This window comes from Limnohabitans sp. 103DPR2, from assembly GCF_001412575.1.
Classification (GTDB): domain Bacteria; phylum Pseudomonadota; class Gammaproteobacteria; order Burkholderiales; family Burkholderiaceae_C; genus Limnohabitans_A.
In genome coordinates this window covers 2055203-2073488 of record NZ_CP011834.1, presented here as the reverse complement: position 1 = coordinate 2073488, position 18286 = coordinate 2055203, and the positions used below count along the sequence as shown (strand labels likewise).

Genomic DNA, 18286 nt, shown 5'->3' with positions numbered 1-18286 from the left:
CCCCTAGCAAGTTTGTGATTTCAATGGAGAACTCCCTCCCATCTATTCCCGCCAAGCGCTACTTCACCATTGGTGAAGTAGGCGAGCTCTGTGGCGTCAAGCCGCATGTGCTCCGTTATTGGGAGCAGGAGTTCACACAGCTTCGTCCTGTGAAGCGACGCGGTAATCGCCGCTATTACCAGCACCACGAGGTGCTCATGATTCGCCGCATTCGTGATTTGTTGTACGAGCAGGGCTTCACCATCAGTGGGGCTCGCAACAAAATGCAGGAGCTTGCGCAGTCTCAAAAAGGCTATCGCAAGGAGCAGCTTGCTGCTGCCGATGCGGACATCGATTTTCCTGAAGATCTTGACCTTGATGATGAGATGTCAGAGGAAGAAAGTGCGCTTCCCAAATTGGCCGTAGAGAGTGCACAAAGAGCGGGCGCACTTCAAGCCACCAGCAGCTTGCCTAGCTTGCGACGCGAATTGATGGATATTCGAGATTTGCTCTCAATTTGACCAAATTCTCGGGCTATAATTTAAAGCTTGTCGGCGTGTAGCGCAGCCTGGTAGCGCACTTGCATGGGGTGCAAGGGGTCGCGAGTTCGAATCCCGCCACGCCGACCATTCAAAAAGACCAAAGCCCTTGAGATGAACTCTCAGGGGCTTTTTTCTGTCTACTCTGCGGGTGTTGCTCTACCTTCTGATTGAATGTTGATGGCCATGGGGCCTTTGGGGCCCTCGGTCAGCTCAAAGCTCACTCGGGCGCCTTCTTTGAGGCTTTTGAAGCCCTCCATGGCAATGGCTGAGAAATGCGCAAATGCATCGGGCCCGCCCCCATCTGGCTGAATGAATCCAAATCCCTTCGCGTCATTGAACCATTTGACTGTTCCACTGGGCATGCTTGTCTCCATCATTTTAAAGCTGTATGGAACATTTAAATCAGGCTTTTTGCGCTTGTCAATTCAAGGTTTACCCGACTGATGCCGAATGTTGCAGTGCGGCATAAGGACTTTCCGCAAAGTGTTCGCAGAAGCGCCTCAGGCATCGATAGAATGAAAACATGGCAACAGAGAAACCAAAACAACCATTTCAGCCGAAAAGCCCAGGGTCAGAGGGCGACCTCACTCGTACACCAGCAAATGCCGATTCTGTGGTTTTAGAAAGACGCACAGCCAAAGTCGGTCCGCCCCAGATGTACCAAGTGGTGATGTTGAACGACGATTACACGCCCATGGAGTTTGTGGTTTTGGTGCTTCAGGAGTTTTTCAACAAAGACCGTGAAGCGGCCACCCAAATCATGTTGAAAATTCATTTGGACGGCAAAGGCGTTTGTGGTGTTTTCACCCGCGACGTCGCAGCCACCAAAGTGGACCAAGTCTTAGATGCCGCAAACCAGGCAGGTCATCCTTTGCAATGTGTCAGTGAACCTGTCGCATGAGTGTTGCAAACTTTGATCCAGAATGTGGCATAAAGCAGTTGAAATTCAACAAAACTACCCAACTTAATATTTTTCACCTCCGCAAGGCATTTAAGGAAATCACATGATTGCCCAAGAATTGGAAGTCAGTTTGCACATGGCCTTCGTTGAGGCGCGACAGCAGCGTCACGAGTTCATTACCGTGGAGCATTTGTTGTTGGCATTGCTAGACAACCCCAGCGCAGCAGAAGTGTTGCGTGCGTGTTCAGCGCAAGTCGACGATTTGCGTCAATCGCTGTCGTCGTTCATCAAAGACAACACGCCGCAAGTCGCAGGCACTGAAGAAGTGGACACACAACCCACGCTAGGTTTTCAGCGTGTCATTCAACGCGCCATCATGCATGTTCAATCGACGGGCAGTGGCAAAAAAGAAGTGACCGGCGCAAACGTGCTGGTGGCCATCTTTGGCGAAAAAGATTCTCACGCTGTTTACTATTTGCACCAGCAAGGCATTACGCGTTTGGATGTGGTGAATTTCATTGCACACGGCATTCGCAAGAGTGATCCGCCAGAAGCTAGCAAAGGCAGTGACGCTGCACCCGCACCCGAGAGCGAAGAGGGTGCAGGCGGTGGCGAGCGCAATGAAAAAGCCTCACCACTGGAGCAGTTCACTCAGAACCTGAATCAGATGGCCAAAGAAGGCAAGATTGATCCGCTCATCGGTCGTGAATACGAAGTTGAGCGCACCATTCAAATTTTGTGCCGTCGCCGCAAAAACAATCCTTTGTTGGTTGGCGAAGCTGGCGTTGGCAAGACCGCCATTGCTGAAGGTTTGGCATGGCGTATTACGCAAGGCAGCGTGCCCGAAATTTTGAACGAAGCGGTGGTCTATTCGCTCGACATGGGCGCACTGTTGGCAGGTACCAAATACCGTGGTGACTTTGAGCAACGTCTTAAAGGTGTTTTGAAAGCCTTGAAGGACAAGCCACACGCTGTGTTGTTCATCGATGAAATTCACACTTTGATTGGTGCCGGTGCTGCTTCCGGCGGTACGTTGGATGCGTCGAACTTGCTCAAGCCCGCATTGTCTAGCGGTCAGTTGAAATGCATCGGCGCCACCACCTTCACGGAATACCGCGGTATCTTCGAAAAAGACGCAGCTTTGTCACGCCGCTTCCAAAAGGTTGACGTGGTCGAGCCTACGGTGCCCGAAACTGTGGACATTTTGAAGGGCTTGAAGTCTCGTTTCGAAGAGCACCACAGCGTGAAATACGCCAACGCAGCGCTGCAAGCTGCTGCCGAGTTGTCTGCCAAGTTCATCAACGACCGTCAGTTGCCCGACAAAGCCATTGACGTGATTGACGAAGCCGGCGCTGCGCAGCGTATCTTGCCGCCTTCCAAGCGCAAGAAAACCATTGGCAAAGCCGAGATCGAAGACATCGTGGCGAAGATTGCGCGCATTCCGCCCGCCAATGTTTCGAATGACGACCGCAGCAAGCTGCAAACCATTGAGCGCGATTTGAAGAGCGTGGTGTTTGGTCAAGACAAAGCCTTGGAAGTGTTGTCATCGGCCGTCAAAATGGCGCGCTCCGGTTTGGGCAAAACAGACAAGCCCATTGGCGCCTTCTTGTTCAGCGGCCCCACAGGCGTCGGCAAAACAGAAGCGGCCAAACAATTGGCCTACATCATGGGCATTGACCTCATTCGCTTTGACATGTCGGAGTACATGGAGCGCCATGCGGTGAGTCGCCTGATTGGTGCGCCTCCAGGCTATGTGGGCTTTGACCAAGGTGGTTTGCTGACAGAAGCCGTCACCAAGAAACCGCATTGCGTGTTGCTGCTCGACGAAATTGAAAAAGCGCACCCCGACATTTTCAATGTCTTGTTGCAAGTGATGGACCACGGCACTTTGACAGACAACAACGGCCGCAAAGCCGACTTCCGCAACGTGATCATCATCATGACCACGAATGCGGGTGCCGAGACCATGAACAAAGCCACCATTGGCTTTACCAACCCGCGTCAAGCTGGTGATGAAATGGGCGACATCAAGCGCTTGTTCACCCCTGAGTTCCGCAACCGTTTGGACGCCATGGTCAGCTTCAAGGCTTTGGACGAGCAAATCATTATGCGCGTGGTCGACAAGTTCTTGCTGCAACTCGAAACACAGTTGTCAGAGAAGAAGGTGGATGTCACGTTCAGCGACAAGTTGCGCAAGTTCTTGGCCAAAAAAGGTTTCGACCCGCTCATGGGCGCTCGTCCTATGCAGCGTTTGATTCAAGACACCATTCGCAAGGCCTTGGCCGATGAGTTGCTGTTTGGTCGATTGATCGACGGCGGTCGTTTGAGTGTTGACTTGGACGACAAGGACGAAGTGCTTTTGGACATTACGCCTTTGCCTAAGAAAGAAGGGCGCAATTCCAAATCTGAGCCGCACGAGCCTGAAGAGGTCACGGCCAGCTAAAGCCTTCACAAAAAAGCCGGATGATCTCCGGCTTTTTTTTCGTCCCCCATTTGAATGAGGGACTGATGCTGCGCAACTGGCAGGGCTCAGCGTTTGCGGCCGCCCAAGATGCCGCCCAACACACCACGCACAATTTCACGCCCCACGCTAGACCCGATAGTTCGAACCGCAGACTTGACCATGGCCTGCGCCAAGCCATCGTGTTTAGCGCCCCTAGGACCTGTGCGACCGAATAAAACCTCGCCAAGGCCGTTTAACAGGGCGTTGCTGCCACTCTCTGCATCGGTCGAGCTTGCGCTGGTTCCGGCATTGGTCGGAGTTTGTGCTTTTGATTCTGAATTGGACGATGCGTGCGCGCCTTTGAGCACTTCGTAGGCAGACTCACGGTCGATGGTATTTTCATAGACACCCGCCACCAAAGAGTTCTCGAGCAGTGCCTTGCGTTGTTCTGGGGTAATGGGGCCCAGTTGGCTGCCAGGCATCATCACAAAAGCTTGTTCTGTGATGCCGGGGCGGCCTTTTTCATCGAGGAAACTGACCAAGGCTTCACCGACACCTAATTCGGTGATGGCTTTTTCGATGTCCAAATTGGGATTGGCTCGCATGGTTTGGGCGCTGGCTTTGACGGCTTTTTGATCGCGCGGTGTGAAAGCGCGAAGGGCGTGCTGAACCCGATTGCCCAGTTGTCCCAAAACCGTTTCTGGCACATCCAAGGGGTTTTGTGTGACGAAATAAACGCCTACACCTTTGGACCGAATCAGGCGTACCAACAACTCCATGCGTTCGATGAGCACCTTGGGCGCTTCGTTGAACAACAAGTGGGCTTCGTCAAAGAAGAACACCAGCTTGGGTTTTTCAGGATCACCAATTTCGGGCAATTGCTCAAACAATTCGGACAGTAACCACAGTAAGAAGGTGCCATAGAGGCGAGGTGCATTCATCAATTCACTGGCACACAGCAAATTGATGACGCCTTTGCCTTTGGCGTCGGTTTGCAAAAAGTCTTGGATGTTGAGCATGGGCTCGCCAAAGAACTTGTCGGCGCCTTGGCTTTCAATTTCTAGCAAACCCCGTTGAATGGCGCCCACGCTGGCGGCGCTGACGTTGCCGTACTCGGTGGTGAACTGACTGGCGTTTTCCCCCACGTGTTGCAGCATGGCGCGCAGATCCTTGAGGTCAAGCAGCAAAAGACCCTGGTCATCGGCAATTTTGAAGACCAAATTGAGCACACCGGCTTGTGTGTCGTTGAGGTTCAACATGCGGCCTAATAGCAAAGGGCCCATGTCTGAGACTGTGGCGCGAACGGGGTGGCCTTGTTTGCCAAAAACATCCCACAGGGTGGTTGGGCAGCTTTGGGGGCTGGGTTCGTCCAGCTGGCGTTCTTTCAGAATCCCCTTGATCTTGTCGCTGAGGTGGCCCGTTTGACTGATACCGACCAGATCGCCTTTGACATCGGCCATGAAGACCGGCACGCCCTGATTGGAGAAGTTTTCAGCCAGAGTCTGCAAACTCACCGTTTTGCCGGTGCCTGTGGCCCCTGTAATCAGGCCATGGCGGTTGGCCATGCCCATCAGAAGGTGGCAATCTGTGGTTTTATTGCGGGCAATCAAGAGCTGATTTGGCATGAAAAAGGGTCCCCCCATCTAGAAAAGTAAAATCTCACCCAGTAGATTAAATCAACATCAAGGAATTTGAGATGGCTGGCCACAGTAAATGGGCAAATATTCAGCACCGCAAGGGCAGACAAGACGAGAAACGCCAGCGCATTTGGACCCGAGTGGTTCGAGAAATCATGGTGGCAGCCAGAACGGGCGGCGGCGACCCTAGCGCCAACCCCCGTTTGCGCTTGGCCATTGAAAAAGCCAAGGCGGCCAATATGCCCGCCGATACCGTGAAGCGAAACATCGACAAAGCCACGGGCAATCTAGAAGGCGTGACTTACGAAGAAATTCGTTATGAAGGCTACGGCATAGGTGGCGCGGCCATCATTGTGGACACCATGACCGACAACCGTGTACGCACAGTTGCCGAGGTGCGCCATGCTTTTAGCAAGCATGGTGGCAACATGGGCACGGAAGGCTCTGTGGCCTTTCAATTCAAGCATTGTGGTCAATTGATTTTTGCACCGGGCACTTCTGAAGACAAAGTGATGGAAGTTGCTTTGGAGGCGGGTGCCGAAGATGTGATCACGGACGAGGAGGGCGCCATTGAAGTGCTAACGTCCCCTGCAGATTTTGAAGCGGTTAAAAATGCATTGGAAGGTGCAGGCTTCACGGCCGAAATGGCCGAGGTCACGATGCGCGCCGAGAATACCATTGACATGGTGGGCGACGATGCCGTCAAAATGCAAAAACTCTTGGACATCTTGGAAGATTTGGACGATGTGCAAAACGTTTTCCACAACGCAACCATTTCTGAATAAGGCTTGATCGATGAAAGTATTGGTAATTGGCGGTGGCGGACGAGAACATGCCCTGGCCTGGAAGTTGTCGCAATCTGAGCGCATTCAAAAAGTTTATGTGGCCCCTGGAAATGGCGGCACAGCCCGTGACCCTAATTTGGTCGATGTTCCCATCACTGATGTAAAAGCTTTGCGTGTATGGGCGCAACAAGAAAAAATTGAACTGACGGTGGTTGGCCCCGAGGCGCCATTGGCAGCAGGTGTCGTCGATGAATTTCGTGCGCATGGCATGCGCATTTTTGGCCCAACTCAGGCCGCTGCACAGTTGGAAAGTTCCAAGGCTTTTTCCAAAGCCTTCATGCATCGCCATGGCATCCCAACGGCCGTCTACGAAACCTTCACCGACCCCGTTCAAGCCCATGCCTACATCGACAAAATGGGTGCCCCCATTGTGGTGAAGGCTGACGGTTTGGCAGCAGGCAAGGGCGTGGTGGTAGCCATGACGGCTGCTGAGGCGCACGAAGCCATTGACTTCATGCTGCTTGACAACCAATTGGGCGTGGTTCACAACGCCGGCGCCGACGGTGCAGCAGTGCCACGCGTTGTCATTGAAGAATTCTTGCAAGGGGAAGAGGCCAGCTTCATCGTGTTGTGTGATGGCCAAAACGTGGTGGCCTTGGCCACCAGCCAAGATCACAAACGGTTACTAGACCATGATGAAGGTCCCAACACCGGCGGTATGGGCGCATACTCGCCAGCGCCCGTCGTGACTGCACAAGTCCATGCGCGCGCCATGCGTGAAGTCATCATGCCCTCCATCAAGGGCATGGAAAAAGATGGCATTCCCTACACAGGTTTCTTGTACGCAGGCTTGATGATCGATGCGCAAGGCATGCCCAAAACTTTGGAATTCAACTGCCGCATGGGAGATCCAGAAACACAACCGATCATGATGCGTTTGAAAACCGATTTGGTCGAGGTGATGTTGGCGGCAACGAGCGGTAAGCTCGACACCCTTGAGTTGGAGTGGGATCGCCGACCCGCTTTAGGTGTGGTGATGGCCGCTGCAGGTTACCCCATGAACCCGCGCAAAGGGGATGTAATCACGGGACTGCCCAAAGACGAGCCCGACGCGATGGTGTTCCATGCAGGCACGGCAGCAGTCAACGGTCAAACTGTCACTTCAGGTGGCCGTGTTTTGTGCGTCACTGTACTGGCCGATTCGGTCAAGCAAGCCCAGCAAAAAGCCTATGAGGTGGCCAAAGGTATTCACTTCGACGGACAACAGTACCGGAAGGACATTGGCTACAGGGCAATCAAATCGTGAGCGATTTAAATTCTCAAAATTTGCCTCAACCTGAAGTCATTTCAGGCCCTTATCCCATTCAGTTCAAGGGACATGCTTGGGCCGCATGGTTGTTAAAACTGATTGGTTGGAAGGTTGATTTTCAAGGTTTGCCTGGTTTGCAAGGTATTGCCATCGTCTATCCGCACACCAGCAATTGGGATTTCCTCACGGCGATGTTGTGCAAATGGACCATAGGCTTGCCTGTTCATTTTTGGGGCAAAGACTCATTGTTCAAATACCCTTTGTTTGGTCGCTGGTTAAAGTGGATTGGCGGTTTGCCCATTGACAGATCCTCCTCACGAGGCGTTGTGGGTGCCATGACAGAAGTGTTTGCGGAGCACCAACGCGCTGGAAAATTCTTGTGGTTAGGTCTTTCGCCAGAAGGTACTCGAAAGAAAACAGAGGGTTGGCGAAGTGGCTTTTATCAATTGGCCGTTGCCACGAATTTGCCGTTGGCTGTTGTGCGCTTTGATTACGGTAACAAAGTGTTGAAGTTTGAAGGCTTTATCAAACTCACAGGCAATGTCGAGGTGGATTACGCATGCCTTCAAAAAATGTACGAAGGTGTTGAAGGCTTTCACATTGACCAAGCGGCGCCCATTCGGCCATTGCCAACCAAAGAAGTTAAAAAGTAAAAGATGCCCCAGGCATTCAGAGAAAGTCACTCCATGGACCTGCATCAAGCTCAAACTGTTCGAGACTACTTGATTCAGTTGCAAGCCAACATCACGCGGGCCTTGCACGATGTGGACGGCACAGACTTTGTGGTGGACCCCTGGCGCAAGCCTGAAGGGGAAATGCTTCAAGGTGATGGCATCACTCAAATCCTAGAGGGTGGCCCGGTGTTTGAACGCGCCGGTTGTGGTTTTTCTCATGTGAGTGGCCCCAAGTTGCCACCATCCGCCACACAACATCGCCCAGAGCTGTCGGGTGCACCTTTTGAAGCCATGGGCGTTTCCTTGGTTTTTCACCCCCGCAATCCTTATGTGCCCACCGTGCACATGAACGTCCGCATGATTGTGGCCAAACCAGAAGGGAAAGAGCCCGTTGCGTGGTTTGGCGGTGGGATGGACCTCACGCCTTATTATGGTTTTGAAGAAGATGCCGTGCATTTTCATCAGGTTTGTAAAGACGCTGTTGCCCCCTATGGGGCTGATTTACATCCGCGCTTTAAAAAGTGGTGCGATGACTATTTCTTCTTGAAGCATCGCAATGAAGCTCGCGGTGTCGGTGGCATTTTTTACGATGATTTTTCCGAACTCGGTTTCGAAAAAGGCTTTGCGATGATGCAAGACGTGGGCAACGGGTTGCTTAAAGCCTACATGCCCCTTGTGATGCGTCGCAAAGATACGCCCTATGGTGAGCGAGAAAGAGCCTTCCAGTTGTATCGGCGCGGTCGGTATGTTGAGTTCAATTTGGTGTGGGACCGTGGCACACATTTTGGTTTGCAATCAGGCGGACGAACGGAATCAATTTTGTTGTCTATGCCTGCTTTGGTCAGTTGGTCATACAACCGGGTCGATGCCCCGGATTCTGACGAGGCCCAATTGACCGCTCACTTCTTGAAGCCAAGGGATTGGGTTTGAGGCCTCAACGCATTGGCATTCTGGGTGGGGCGTTTGACCCGCCCCATGTTGCCCATGTGGCCATGGCAGAGGCTGCCTTGGCGCAATTTCAGTTAGACGCACTGCTCATCATTCCAACCGGTGATGCATGGCACAAGGCGCGCGATTTAAGCAGTGGGTCGCACCGTGCCGAGATGGCGAAATTGGCGTTTGGCCATTTGCCGGGTGTCACCATCAATGACATGGAATTGGCGCGTCAAGGTCCCAGCTACACCGTCGACACACTTAGAAGCTTGGCTTTGCAATACCCCGGTGCAGAATTTTTCTTATTTATCGGGGAAGATCAGGGCAAAGCCTTGGGAACATGGCGTGAAATCGAAGAAATTTCGAGGCGGGCTATAATTTGCGTTGCTGAACGTGAGATGCCTAGCCCGCTAGGCCCAGACGTTCCCAGCCATGACATCCCCACACAAGTCTTGAAATTACCCCATTTGCCTCACAGTGCAACGGAAGTTCGAGCGCGGGTGGCCCATGGTCAACCCATCGACGCACTGGTTCCCAAGACCGTTGCGCTGTATATTTACCGCCATCACCTTTACCAGCCTGCACGATGACTGACACTTCTGCCAAAAAAGACACCCAAAAACTCCAGCGCGCCATTGTGGATGCGTTGGAAGATGTGAAAGCGCAAGAGATTGTGGTCTTTGACACAGAACACATGTCACCCTTGTTTGAACGCGTCATCATTGCGTCTGGTACCTCCAATCGCCAAACCAAAGCCCTTGCAGCCAGTGTTCGCGATAAAGTGCGCGAAGCTGGCTATCCCAAACCGCGCATTGAAGGTGAAGACAACGGCGAGTGGATCATTGTGGATTGCGGCAGCGCCGTTGCTCACATCATGCAGCCCACCATTCGTTCTTATTACAACCTCGAAGAAATTTGGGGTGACAAACCAGTGCGTTTGAAACTGGGCGCTCCCAAGCCTGCTGAACCTGTTCGCAAGCCTGTTGCCAAAAAGAAGGCCAACGTCAGCGCCGGTCGCACGCCAACACGCCGCGATTCAGTGCCTGTGGGTCCGATGGGCTCCGAAGCCCTTAAACCTACCCGCAAAGCGCCACCAAAAGCGCCCACCAAGGCCTCAACTAAGGTCCCAACTAAAGCGCCCAGCAAATCGGCAGCCAAGCCAGCTACAAAGTCAGCCAAACCTGCAGCAAAGACAAGTGCTAAGCCAGCAAGCAAATCTGTCGGCAAACCAGCCGCCAAAGCCGCAAGCAAGGCCAAGCCAAAGGCCTAAAGCCCATGAGGCTGCTGATTGTGGCAGTAGGGCAGCGTGTCCCTGATTGGGCTCAGTCTGCTTGGGATGATTACGTCAAGCGCTTTCCACCCGAAATCAAAGTGGAGCTCAAAGCGGTCAAAACTGAGCCTCGCGGCTCTAAGACCTACGAAACCTTGGTGGCTGCTGAACGCCAGCGCATTGAAGCTGTCATCCCTCGTGGCACTCGCATTGTGGTGCTAGACGAGCGAGGAACCTCGTTGCGGACTTTGGCCTTGGCCCAAAGACTGAAAGATTGGCAGTTAAGCGGTGACGATGTGGCGCTGATCATTGGCGGCCCCGATGGTCTTGAGCCTGCGTTTCGCGACGCGGCCCACGAGCGCATTCGTTTGTCCGATTTGACCTTGCCCCACGCAATGGCGCGTGTGTTGTTGATTGAGCAGTTGTACCGTGCATGGTCAGTGAACGCCAATCACCCTTATCACCGTGAGTAAGACGGCATGAACAATTTTGTCTATTTGGCCTCGCAAAGCCCACGCCGCAGGCAGTTGCTTGAGCAAATTGGCGTGCACTATGAATTGCTGTTGCCAACGCCTGAGGAGGATGCTGAAGCCTTGGAGCAGGTCTTGCCTGGCGAAGCACCTTTGACGTATGTGCAGCGAGTGACGCTTCTCAAGCTTGAAGCTGCCATGACCCGTTTGAAAACGCGTAGCTTGGCAAAAGCACCTGTGATCTGCGCTGACACCACCGTTGCCTTGGGGCGGGAGATATTGGGCAAACCAAACAACGCGCAAGATGCTCTGCGGATGTTGAAAAAACTTTCAGGCAAAACCCACCGCGTACTCACCGCCGTTGCGATTGGCAAGGGAACCCAAAGGGTGTCTGCGGTGTCTATTTCCAGTGTCACATTTGCACACATGTCTCTGACTGAAATGAAAGCCTATGTGGCCAGTGGCGAACCCATGGGCAAGGCCGGCGCGTATGGTGTACAAGGTTTGGCAGCCAAGCACATTGCGGTCATCAAGGGCTCGTACACAGGCATCATGGGATTGCCTGTGTTTGAGACTGCAGAACTGCTCAAACGAATTTAAGCGGGGTGGCCATGTCGCGTACTTTGATGCTCTCTTCTCAGACTGTTCAAGACTATGCCCAATTGGGTGCAGTGGTCTTAAGAGGTGTCTTGAATGCAGAGGAACTTCAAACGCTAGAACAGGGTATTGAGCACAACTTGTCACACCTCAGCCCCTTAGCTCAAGTGGCCAGTCGTGCAGACGATCCAGGCCGATTCATTGAAGACTTTTGTACTTGGCAATCCAATGCGGCTTACGAAAAAATTCTGCGCGATTCAGCCTTGCCGCACATCGCTGCCCAGTTGATGCAGTCGCAAACCGTGCGCGTTTATCACGACCATTTGTTGGTCAAAGAGCCTGGCACCAAGCAGCCCACACCCTGGCATCAAGACCAACCGTATTACAACGTCAGCGGCCGACAGAACGTGAGTTTTTGGATTCCTGTGGATCCTGTGTCAGAGGCCAGCACCTTGCGATTTGTCGCCAAGTCACACCTAGGAACCTGGTACATGCCTCGTACATTCCGTGACCAGCAGGCCAAATGGTTTCCTGAAGGTAGCTTGGCTGAATTACCACCGATCGATGCTGAACCGCATCACTACACACAGTTGGCTTGGTCTTTGGATCCCGGCGATTGTGTTGCATTCCAGATGCTGGCCTTGCATGCGTCCAATGGCGTGGGCCCAACTGAGCGACGCAGGGTTTTTTCGGCTCGTTACCTGGGTGACGACACGCGCCATGCAGTGCGCCATTGGCGCACTTCACCCCCTTTTGAAGGTTTGGCAGAGCGATTGCCCGAGGGGGCCGAAATGAACGATCCTTTGTTTCCTAAGGTGTGGGGTTAAAGCCCCAGGCCACACCATCGCGGCGAGGATCTGCCGCGCCGATCCAGCCAGTGCCTGAACGCTTGAGGAACCCCATGCCGCTGTTCATGGGAACGACTTCCACCTGATGTCCTTTGGCTTGCAATGCTTCGGCCAACTGAGCCGCTGCCGTGCCTTTTTCCAGTTGCACCCTTTGAGGGATGGCCGTGGACACATGCCCTTGTGAAAGCGCTTCCACAGGTGATTGGTCCAAGGCCAGCATGCGAATCAAATTGGCCGTGACATAGTCCACAATTTGACCGCCACCGGCAGAGCCACCCAGAGTGACCAACTGGCCTTTGTCGTCAAAAACCATCACAGGCGCCATGGACGTGACGGGTCGTTTGCCAGCTTCCATCTTGTTGGGCGAAATTTCACCTGGTTTGGGATTGGTGACGAAGTTGGTCATGGCGTTGTTCAGGATGTAACCTTGTGTCAGCAGACGCGAACCAAAATTGAGGTTGTTGGTGGTGGTCATGGTGACTGCATTGCCTGCAGCATCGACAACAGCCAACTGACTGGTGGCATCAGAACTGGGCGCTGCAGGTGTGACGTTGCTCAATACGACTTGCGAAGCCGCAACGGGCTGTCCAGCAGGGTAGTTGGGCAGTGTTCGTTCTTGAATGAGCTGCGCACGCTGCTGGGCATAGTTGTTGGCAATCAAAGCCGTGGCAGGCACTTGAAAAAAGCCTGGATCGGCGATGTAGCGTTGACGATCACTTTGCGCCAGTTTGCCGGCTTCAGCGTAGAAGTGAGCAAACTCTGGCTGGTTGAAATTGAAACCTTGGGCAGTTTTGGCTTCGAGCATTTGAAGCATCTGCAGGACCACGACACCCCCAAAAGATGGCGGTGCCATCACGCAGACAGTAAAGCGAAGGTAGGGGCTGCACAAAGCTTGTCTTTCTTCTACTTTGTAATTTTTCAAATCGTCCAAAGTGATCAGGGATGCCCTGTAACCTTTCTGAATAGTTGTCATGAAGGCGGCGCCTTGTTCGCCCGTCCAGACTGCAGAGGGCCCTTGCGCGGCGATTTTTTGAAGAATTTGTGCGTAGGCCTCGTTCACGATGGGGGTGCCAATGGCTTTGACTTTTTGCTTCTCGTCAAAATACAAATTCAAAAGTTCTGGATGCGCTTCTGCCGATCCAGGCGCTGCCAAAATTTGGTGCATGTAGGCGGGCATTGGAAAGCCCTTGGTGGCCACTTCAATGGCCGGCACAAACAAACTGGCCCAAGGCAGCTTCCCGTATTGAGCGTGGACTTTGGCCAACAAGGGCAAGGTGCCGGGAACGCCAGCACTTCTGCCGCCGCGAGACAGTTGTGCGTAGGGTAGTTTGCTGCCATCCACATCGGTGGTCAGTGAGTCAGTGACTTTTTGAGGGGCCGCTGCCAACCCATCGAAACTGGTCAGGTTTTTTTTCTCTGCATGCCAGTGCATGAAAAAGCTGCCACCGCCTAGTCCCGACGATTGAGGTTCTACCAAGCCCAGCATCAGTTGCGCTGCAATGGCTGCATCCGTGGCACTGCCGCCTTGTTTCAACATTTTCAGAGCAGCTTCTGTTGCCAATGGATGGGCTGTGGTGGCGGCAATAGAGGCCTTGCTTTGGGTGAGATCAAGGTAGGTCTCTTGCGCAAAGAGGCTCAGACTTGAAACAGTCAAGCCAAAGCACAGGCTGACTTTAAGAAGGACTGCTTGCCATGTTTTGCCTGCAGTTGCTTTGATCAAAATCAAACGGAGTGGGGTGAGGAAGCCTAGACGTTTCATACTGCGAAGTCTGCTTGGGGTTACTGCTGAAATGAGCCCAATGATTTTGCGAGTTCCTAGCGATTGTGGCTATTGGGGTATGCCAGTGCGTGCAAAATACAGGCATGCGCACCGATTTATCTACCCCTGTTTATCTCACTGCTGCTTTTTATAAATTTGTTGATCTGCCAAATTTTGAGGATCGACGTGCCCCTCTGCTGGCCTTTTGTGAGGCACACAATGTCAAGGGGCTAATTTTGTTAGCGCGTGAGGGCATCAACAGCACCATTGCCGGTGCACCCGCCGACGTGCATGCTGTGTTGGCGTATTTGAGAGCCGATCCTTTGTTGGCAGATTTAGAGCACAAAGAGTCCTTTGCTGACAAGCCACCTTTTCACCGCATGAAGGTGCGCCTTAAAAAAGAAATTGTCACCTTGGGTGTCCCAGGTATCAGTCCCACGCACCGTGTCGGTCAATACGTGAAACCCAAAGACTGGAATGCACTGATTTCTTCCCCCGATGTGGTGGTGGTCGACACACGCAACGATTACGAGGTAGAGATTGGCACTTTCAAAGGGGCACTCGATCCCAACATTCAGAGCTTTTCGCAACTGCCAGATTGGGTTCAGCAGGCCAAGGAATTGGAAGCGCGCAATGGCAAGAAGCCCAGAGTGGCCATGTTTTGCACAGGCGGCATTCGCTGCGAGAAATCAACCTCATTGATGCTAGATCAGGGCTTTGAAGAAGTCTTCCATTTGCAAGGCGGAATTTTGAAATACCTTGAAGAAGTTCCACCGGAGCAAAGTTTGTGGGAGGGGGAGTGCTTTGTATTTGATGAGCGCGTGTCTGTCGGTCATGGCTTGAAGCCTGGACCCCATGAACTCTGCCGTTGCTGCCGCGAGCCTTTGCCTGCGGGTGCCAAAGCCTCACCCTTGTTTGAGTTGGGCGTCAGTTGCCCACGATGCCATGGCCAAACCAGCGAGGTTCAAAAGAACAGTGCACGGGAACGCCAAAAGCAATGGGAAATTGCCAAAGCCCGTCAGATCAATCACATTGGTACGCCTCAACGTCAAGAAAAGGTGGCTGCTTTGTTGCCTCAAGATGCGCCCATTTTGTATTCCTTCCGCCGTTGCCCTTATGCCATGAGGGCCCGCATGGCTTTGCTGGCCAGTGGGATTCGATGTGAGATGCGTGAAATTGCGTTGTCGCAAAAACCCGAAAGCATGTTGGCTGTGTCACCCAAAGGGACCGTTCCTGTGCTGGTGTTGAAAGACAAAGTGATGGAAGAAAGCTTGGACATCATGCATTGGGCACTGGCGCAAAGTGATCCCGAGCGATGGTCTACCGAAGGGCAGTCCAACGATGCCCTTGCACAAGAATGGGTTCGTTCATGCGATGACGAATTTAAGAAAAATTTAGACCGTTACAAATACCCCAACCGATATGCGCTGACTGACGGTTTGGCGCATCGAGAAATGGGTTCAAATTTCTTGATGAAATTGAATGCGCAACTGGAAAAATCGTCCTACGTGATGGGTGATCAATGGTGCTGGGTGGATGCAGCCATTGCGCCGTTTGTGAGGCAATTTGCACGAACAGACCGAGACTGGTTTGATGCCCAGGCTTGGTCGGCGCTGAAAATTTGGTTGGAAAACTTTGAGCAGTCACCTGCTTATTTAGAAGTGATGCACAAATACAAAGTTTGGCATCAAGGCGCTAAGCCTGTTGCTTTTCCCGCCACGCCGGCAATGAATTGACAGGTGACCTCAGCTTGCGTCACTGGCAGCATGTGACCGCCATTGATCAGGGTGAGCTGCGTGCCAGGAAGGCGCTGAGCTAAGTCTTCGCCATTGAGTTTGGCGCTCAGAATACGGTCTTCTCGGCCATACAAAACGTGAACAGGTGTGGTCATGCTGGCATAGGCTGCTTCGATGTTGGGCATGCATGCTTTCACCTGCTGTAGGTCACTGGATGCCGTGATGAATGTTTGGGGCTTAAGCGCCATAATGCCGCCGCCTCGAATGGCGAAGTCTGCTGGGGCCTTTTCAGGGCCGAAGATGAACTTCAAGCTGGTGGACATTCTGAGAAGTGTGCCAGGCACTGCAAATGTCCAGCCGATCAATTTGCGAAGCACAGGCGATGGAATATCAAGCGGCTTGAAAACAGGTGCTGGGCTCTCAGGTTGGTGGGTGAGGGGCGCAATGAGTGCCAGTGCTTTGATGCGTGACGGATGGCGTTGCGCCGCTGCCAAAGAAATAGCACCGCCCAAGGAGTGGCCTACAAAAACAGCCGATTCAATTTTTAAATGGTCCAGCAATTCAATCAAAGTATCAGCTTGCGCCTCCAGACTGGCGTCTGCATGGGGATTGCGTTTTGAGTAACCACAGCCAGGACGGTCCACTGCGATGACGCGATACTGCGCAGACAATGGCTTGGAGACGCCATAGGTGAAATTGTGAAAATTGCCGGCAAGGCCGTGTACAAGCACAACAGCTGTGCCTTGACCTTCATCAAGGTAATGAAGCGTCCCTTGACTCAGCTTGGCAAACTGCCCAGCGGGCGGTAAAAATTGCTCTGCTTTTTTGTTTGAAAAGCTGGCAAACAGAACCAAACCCAGCATGCTCATGAAGAACAAAAATAGAAGCCATAAAACTAGCATTTCAAATACCTCGGGTGCTCACATTAACTGAACTTCATGACGCCATCGTTCAGACGGCCATATTTGATCAAGAGGATGTCTTTTAAATAATTTTGATTCACTTGCCAAGGTGCTTTGGTGCCTTGCTTCGGCAGCACATTGCGTGCACGTTGCACGTAGCCAGAAGTAAACGACAAGTAGTCGGCTTCTTGAATGCTGGGGTCTTTCACCGGAATTGCTTTTTTGTAACCGTGCTTGTTCATGTAGTTGAGCAGGCGGCAGGTGTACAAGGCCGTTAAGTCAGCTTTCAAAGTCCAGGATGCATTGGTATAGCCAAAGGTCATGATGGCATTGGGCAAGCCCGACAGCCACATGCCGCGATAGGCCATTTGTTCAGAAGCCTTGAAGGGCAAGCCATCGACTTGAATTTGAATGTCACCCAAAATGTTCAAGGACAAACCTGTGGCAGACACAATGATGTCTGCTTCTAATGTTTTTCCGCTGCTCAATTGAATGCCATTGGGCAAAATGCTTTGAATGGTGTCCGTCACCACGCTGGCTTTGCCATGTCTGATTTGCCGGAACAAATCGCCATCTGGCACAACACACAAGCGCTCGTCCCAAGGTTTGTATTTGGGTGAAAAATGTTGGGCGGTTTGATCAGAGTGCAATTGCCGAGCTGCCATTTTGACCAAATAACGTTTTACAAACTCAGGTCGCCGGCGCGCCAATTGGTAGGTCAACATGCCCATGACCACGTTTTTCGTTCGTGTGATTTGATAAGCTAATTTCGCAGGCAAGTATTTTTGCAACCACAAAGACATCGTGTCTTCGCCGGGCCTGGCGATCACATACGTGGGCGATCTTTGCAGCATGGTGACATGCGCCGCAGTCTTGGCCATTTCGGGTACCAAGGTGACTGCAGTGGCACCGCTGCCAATGACCACCACTTTTTGATCGGCGTAGTTCAGGTGATCGGGCCAGAACTGCGGATGCACCCATTTGCCTTGAAAAGATGCGTGGCCAGGAAAGTCGGGTTGATGACCGTTTTTGTAGCTGTAGTAACCACAACAAAAGTACAGGAAGCGCGCTTTGAAAATCACCGGTTCAGAAACCTGAGATTTATTAGCGGTGACTGTCCAACATGCATCTGCCGTGGACCAGCTGGCTTGCGTCACGGCGTGTCCGTGCTTGATGTGTTGTGTGATGCCGTTTTCGTCGGCGGTTTCTTGGATGTACTGTCGAATGGTTTTGCCATCTGCGATGGACTTGTGATCAACCCAAGGCTTGAAAGCGTAGCCTAGGGTGTACATGTCGGAGTCAGAGCGAATACCAGGGTACTTGAATAAATCCCAAGTACCCCCGATGGCTTCGCGTGCTTCTAGGATGCACCAATGGGTTTGGGGGCAATGCATTTGCAGATGTCTTGCAGCACCAATGCCCGATAAACCAGCGCCCACAATGAGGACATCCATGATGGCTGACTCGCCGCCAGACTGACCCTGTTGCGAGTGTGGCATGG

General features: G+C 52.6%; 18 protein-coding genes and 1 tRNA gene. 14 read left to right on the top strand and 5 right to left on the bottom strand.

Annotated features, from left to right (window positions below; translation table 11 throughout):
• The first annotated feature begins 23 nt into the window (after positions 1-23).
• Together L103DPR2_RS09990 and L103DPR2_RS09985 are read left to right on the top strand one after the other, a co-directional pair.
• A complete protein-coding gene (locus L103DPR2_RS09990) occupies positions 24-500 on the top strand; it encodes a MerR family transcriptional regulator (protein ID WP_055360957.1) in 477 nt (158 codons plus the stop codon).
• 31 nt (positions 501-531) lie between these two features.
• A tRNA-Pro gene (locus tag L103DPR2_RS09985) sits at positions 532-608 on the top strand.
• 50 nt (positions 609-658) lie between these two features.
• Here L103DPR2_RS09985 and L103DPR2_RS09980 read toward each other — a convergent pair.
• Positions 659-883 carry a cold-shock protein gene (locus L103DPR2_RS09980; protein ID WP_055360956.1) on the bottom strand — a complete coding sequence of 75 codons (225 nt, stop codon included), beginning with the start codon at positions 881-883 and terminating at the stop codon, positions 659-661.
• Between the two features lie 161 nt (positions 884-1044).
• Between L103DPR2_RS09980 and clpS the strand changes: the two genes are divergently transcribed.
• Positions 1045-1422, top strand: coding sequence for an ATP-dependent Clp protease adapter ClpS (gene clpS / locus L103DPR2_RS09975; protein WP_055360955.1), 378 nt, complete (start codon positions 1045-1047; stop codon positions 1420-1422).
• A gap of 103 nt (positions 1423-1525) precedes the next feature.
• Positions 1526-3865, top strand: coding sequence for an ATP-dependent Clp protease ATP-binding subunit ClpA (gene clpA / locus L103DPR2_RS09970; protein WP_055360954.1), 2340 nt, complete (start codon positions 1526-1528; stop codon positions 3863-3865).
• Positions 3866-3951: 86 nt separating this feature from the next.
• On the opposite strand, the gene L103DPR2_RS09965 is transcribed toward clpA, so the two are convergent.
• Positions 3952-5490 (bottom strand): helicase HerA-like domain-containing protein, encoded by a 1539-nt coding sequence (locus L103DPR2_RS09965; protein WP_055361973.1) that lies wholly within the window; start codon positions 5488-5490, stop codon positions 3952-3954.
• A gap of 71 nt (positions 5491-5561) precedes the next feature.
• Here L103DPR2_RS09965 and L103DPR2_RS09960 point away from each other — a divergent pair, with 71 nt between their 5' ends.
• Genes L103DPR2_RS09960 through L103DPR2_RS09920 form a run of 9 tightly spaced genes read left to right on the top strand, consistent with a single transcriptional unit; the run spans position 5562 to position 12367 of the window.
• Entirely contained in the window at positions 5562-6287 is a 726-nt protein-coding gene (locus L103DPR2_RS09960) for a YebC/PmpR family DNA-binding transcriptional regulator (RefSeq protein ID WP_055360953.1), read from the top strand.
• A gap of 10 nt (positions 6288-6297) precedes the next feature.
• Positions 6298-7593: a phosphoribosylamine--glycine ligase gene (gene purD / locus L103DPR2_RS09955; RefSeq protein ID WP_055360952.1), complete on the top strand. Its 1296-nt coding sequence runs from the start codon at positions 6298-6300 to the stop codon at positions 7591-7593.
• Positions 7590-8249, top strand: a complete 660-nt coding sequence (locus L103DPR2_RS09950; RefSeq protein WP_197274867.1) for a 1-acyl-sn-glycerol-3-phosphate acyltransferase — start codon at positions 7590-7592, stop codon at positions 8247-8249. The genes purD and L103DPR2_RS09950 overlap by 4 nt, the downstream gene beginning before the upstream one ends.
• A gap of 33 nt (positions 8250-8282) precedes the next feature.
• Positions 8283-9200 (top strand): oxygen-dependent coproporphyrinogen oxidase, encoded by a 918-nt coding sequence (hemF, locus tag L103DPR2_RS09945; protein WP_055360951.1) that lies wholly within the window; start codon positions 8283-8285, stop codon positions 9198-9200.
• Positions 9191-9793, top strand: a complete 603-nt coding sequence (gene nadD / locus L103DPR2_RS09940; protein ID WP_335337949.1) for a nicotinate-nucleotide adenylyltransferase — start codon at positions 9191-9193, stop codon at positions 9791-9793. Before hemF ends, nadD begins: the two co-directional genes overlap by 10 nt.
• The gene (rsfS, locus tag L103DPR2_RS09935; RefSeq protein WP_156339890.1) at positions 9790-10473 is read left to right on the top strand and encodes a ribosome silencing factor; all 684 of its coding nucleotides are present in this window, start codon (positions 9790-9792) and stop codon (positions 10471-10473) included. Before nadD ends, rsfS begins: the two co-directional genes overlap by 4 nt.
• A gap of 5 nt (positions 10474-10478) precedes the next feature.
• Complete coding sequence (gene rlmH, locus L103DPR2_RS09930; protein WP_055360950.1) at positions 10479-10946, top strand: 23S rRNA (pseudouridine(1915)-N(3))-methyltransferase RlmH; 468 nt, start codon at positions 10479-10481, stop codon at positions 10944-10946.
• 6 nt (positions 10947-10952) lie between these two features.
• On the top strand, positions 10953-11543 hold the full coding sequence (locus L103DPR2_RS09925) for a Maf family protein (RefSeq protein WP_055360949.1): 591 nt from the start codon (positions 10953-10955) through the stop codon (positions 11541-11543).
• An 11-nt stretch (positions 11544-11554) separates the two neighbouring features.
• A complete protein-coding gene (locus L103DPR2_RS09920) occupies positions 11555-12367 on the top strand; it encodes a phytanoyl-CoA dioxygenase family protein (protein ID WP_055360948.1) in 813 nt (270 codons plus the stop codon).
• Here L103DPR2_RS09920 and L103DPR2_RS09915 read toward each other — a convergent pair.
• Entirely contained in the window at positions 12351-14147 is a 1797-nt protein-coding gene (locus tag L103DPR2_RS09915; protein WP_055360947.1) for a gamma-glutamyltransferase family protein, read from the bottom strand. The genes L103DPR2_RS09920 and L103DPR2_RS09915 overlap by 17 nt on opposite strands.
• A 104-nt stretch (positions 14148-14251) precedes the next feature.
• On the opposite strand from L103DPR2_RS09915, the gene trhO reads away from it, so the two are divergent.
• Positions 14252-15883 carry an oxygen-dependent tRNA uridine(34) hydroxylase TrhO gene (trhO, locus tag L103DPR2_RS14530; protein WP_055360946.1) on the top strand — a complete coding sequence of 544 codons (1632 nt, stop codon included), beginning with the start codon at positions 14252-14254 and terminating at the stop codon, positions 15881-15883.
• On the opposite strand, the gene L103DPR2_RS09905 is transcribed toward trhO, so the two are convergent.
• Both L103DPR2_RS09905 and L103DPR2_RS09900 read right to left on the bottom strand, forming a co-directional pair.
• On the bottom strand, positions 15835-16785 hold the full coding sequence (locus tag L103DPR2_RS09905) for an alpha/beta fold hydrolase (protein WP_082466784.1): 951 nt from the start codon (positions 16783-16785) through the stop codon (positions 15835-15837). The genes trhO and L103DPR2_RS09905 overlap by 49 nt on opposite strands.
• A gap of 23 nt (positions 16786-16808) precedes the next feature.
• Positions 16809-18284, bottom strand: coding sequence for a flavin-containing monooxygenase (locus tag L103DPR2_RS09900; protein WP_055360944.1), 1476 nt, complete (start codon positions 18282-18284; stop codon positions 16809-16811).
• Positions 18285-18286: the final 2 nt, after the last annotated feature.

What these genes read in the sequence shown, in the direction of transcription:
- L103DPR2_RS09960 (WP_055360953.1), top strand. Translation starts at nt 5,562, where the DNA reads ATGGCTGGCCACAGTAAATGGGCAAATATTCAGCACCGCAAGGGCAGA.
- L103DPR2_RS09915 (WP_055360947.1), bottom strand. Translation starts at nt 14,147, where the DNA reads ATGAAACGTCTAGGCTTCCTCACCCCACTCCGTTTGATTTTGATCAAA.
- rsfS (WP_156339890.1), top strand. Translation starts at nt 9,790, where the DNA reads ATGACTGACACTTCTGCCAAAAAAGACACCCAAAAACTCCAGCGCGCC.
- hemF (WP_055360951.1), top strand. Translation starts at nt 8,283, where the DNA reads ATGGACCTGCATCAAGCTCAAACTGTTCGAGACTACTTGATTCAGTTG.
- rlmH (WP_055360950.1), top strand. Translation starts at nt 10,479, where the DNA reads ATGAGGCTGCTGATTGTGGCAGTAGGGCAGCGTGTCCCTGATTGGGCT.
- clpS (WP_055360955.1), top strand. Translation starts at nt 1,045, where the DNA reads ATGGCAACAGAGAAACCAAAACAACCATTTCAGCCGAAAAGCCCAGGG.
- clpA (WP_055360954.1), top strand. Translation starts at nt 1,526, where the DNA reads ATGATTGCCCAAGAATTGGAAGTCAGTTTGCACATGGCCTTCGTTGAG.
- L103DPR2_RS09990 (WP_055360957.1), top strand. Translation starts at nt 24, where the DNA reads ATGGAGAACTCCCTCCCATCTATTCCCGCCAAGCGCTACTTCACCATT.
- L103DPR2_RS09905 (WP_082466784.1), bottom strand. Translation starts at nt 16,785, where the DNA reads ATGCTAGTTTTATGGCTTCTATTTTTGTTCTTCATGAGCATGCTGGGT.
- L103DPR2_RS09925 (WP_055360949.1), top strand. Translation starts at nt 10,953, where the DNA reads ATGAACAATTTTGTCTATTTGGCCTCGCAAAGCCCACGCCGCAGGCAG.
- L103DPR2_RS09920 (WP_055360948.1), top strand. Translation starts at nt 11,555, where the DNA reads ATGTCGCGTACTTTGATGCTCTCTTCTCAGACTGTTCAAGACTATGCC.
- L103DPR2_RS09965 (WP_055361973.1), bottom strand. Translation starts at nt 5,490, where the DNA reads ATGCCAAATCAGCTCTTGATTGCCCGCAATAAAACCACAGATTGCCAC.
- purD (WP_055360952.1), top strand. Translation starts at nt 6,298, where the DNA reads ATGAAAGTATTGGTAATTGGCGGTGGCGGACGAGAACATGCCCTGGCC.
- L103DPR2_RS09980 (WP_055360956.1), bottom strand. Translation starts at nt 883, where the DNA reads ATGCCCAGTGGAACAGTCAAATGGTTCAATGACGCGAAGGGATTTGGA.
- trhO (WP_055360946.1), top strand. Translation starts at nt 14,252, where the DNA reads ATGCGCACCGATTTATCTACCCCTGTTTATCTCACTGCTGCTTTTTAT.
- L103DPR2_RS09900 (WP_055360944.1), bottom strand. Translation starts at nt 18,284, where the DNA reads ATGCCACACTCGCAACAGGGTCAGTCTGGCGGCGAGTCAGCCATCATG.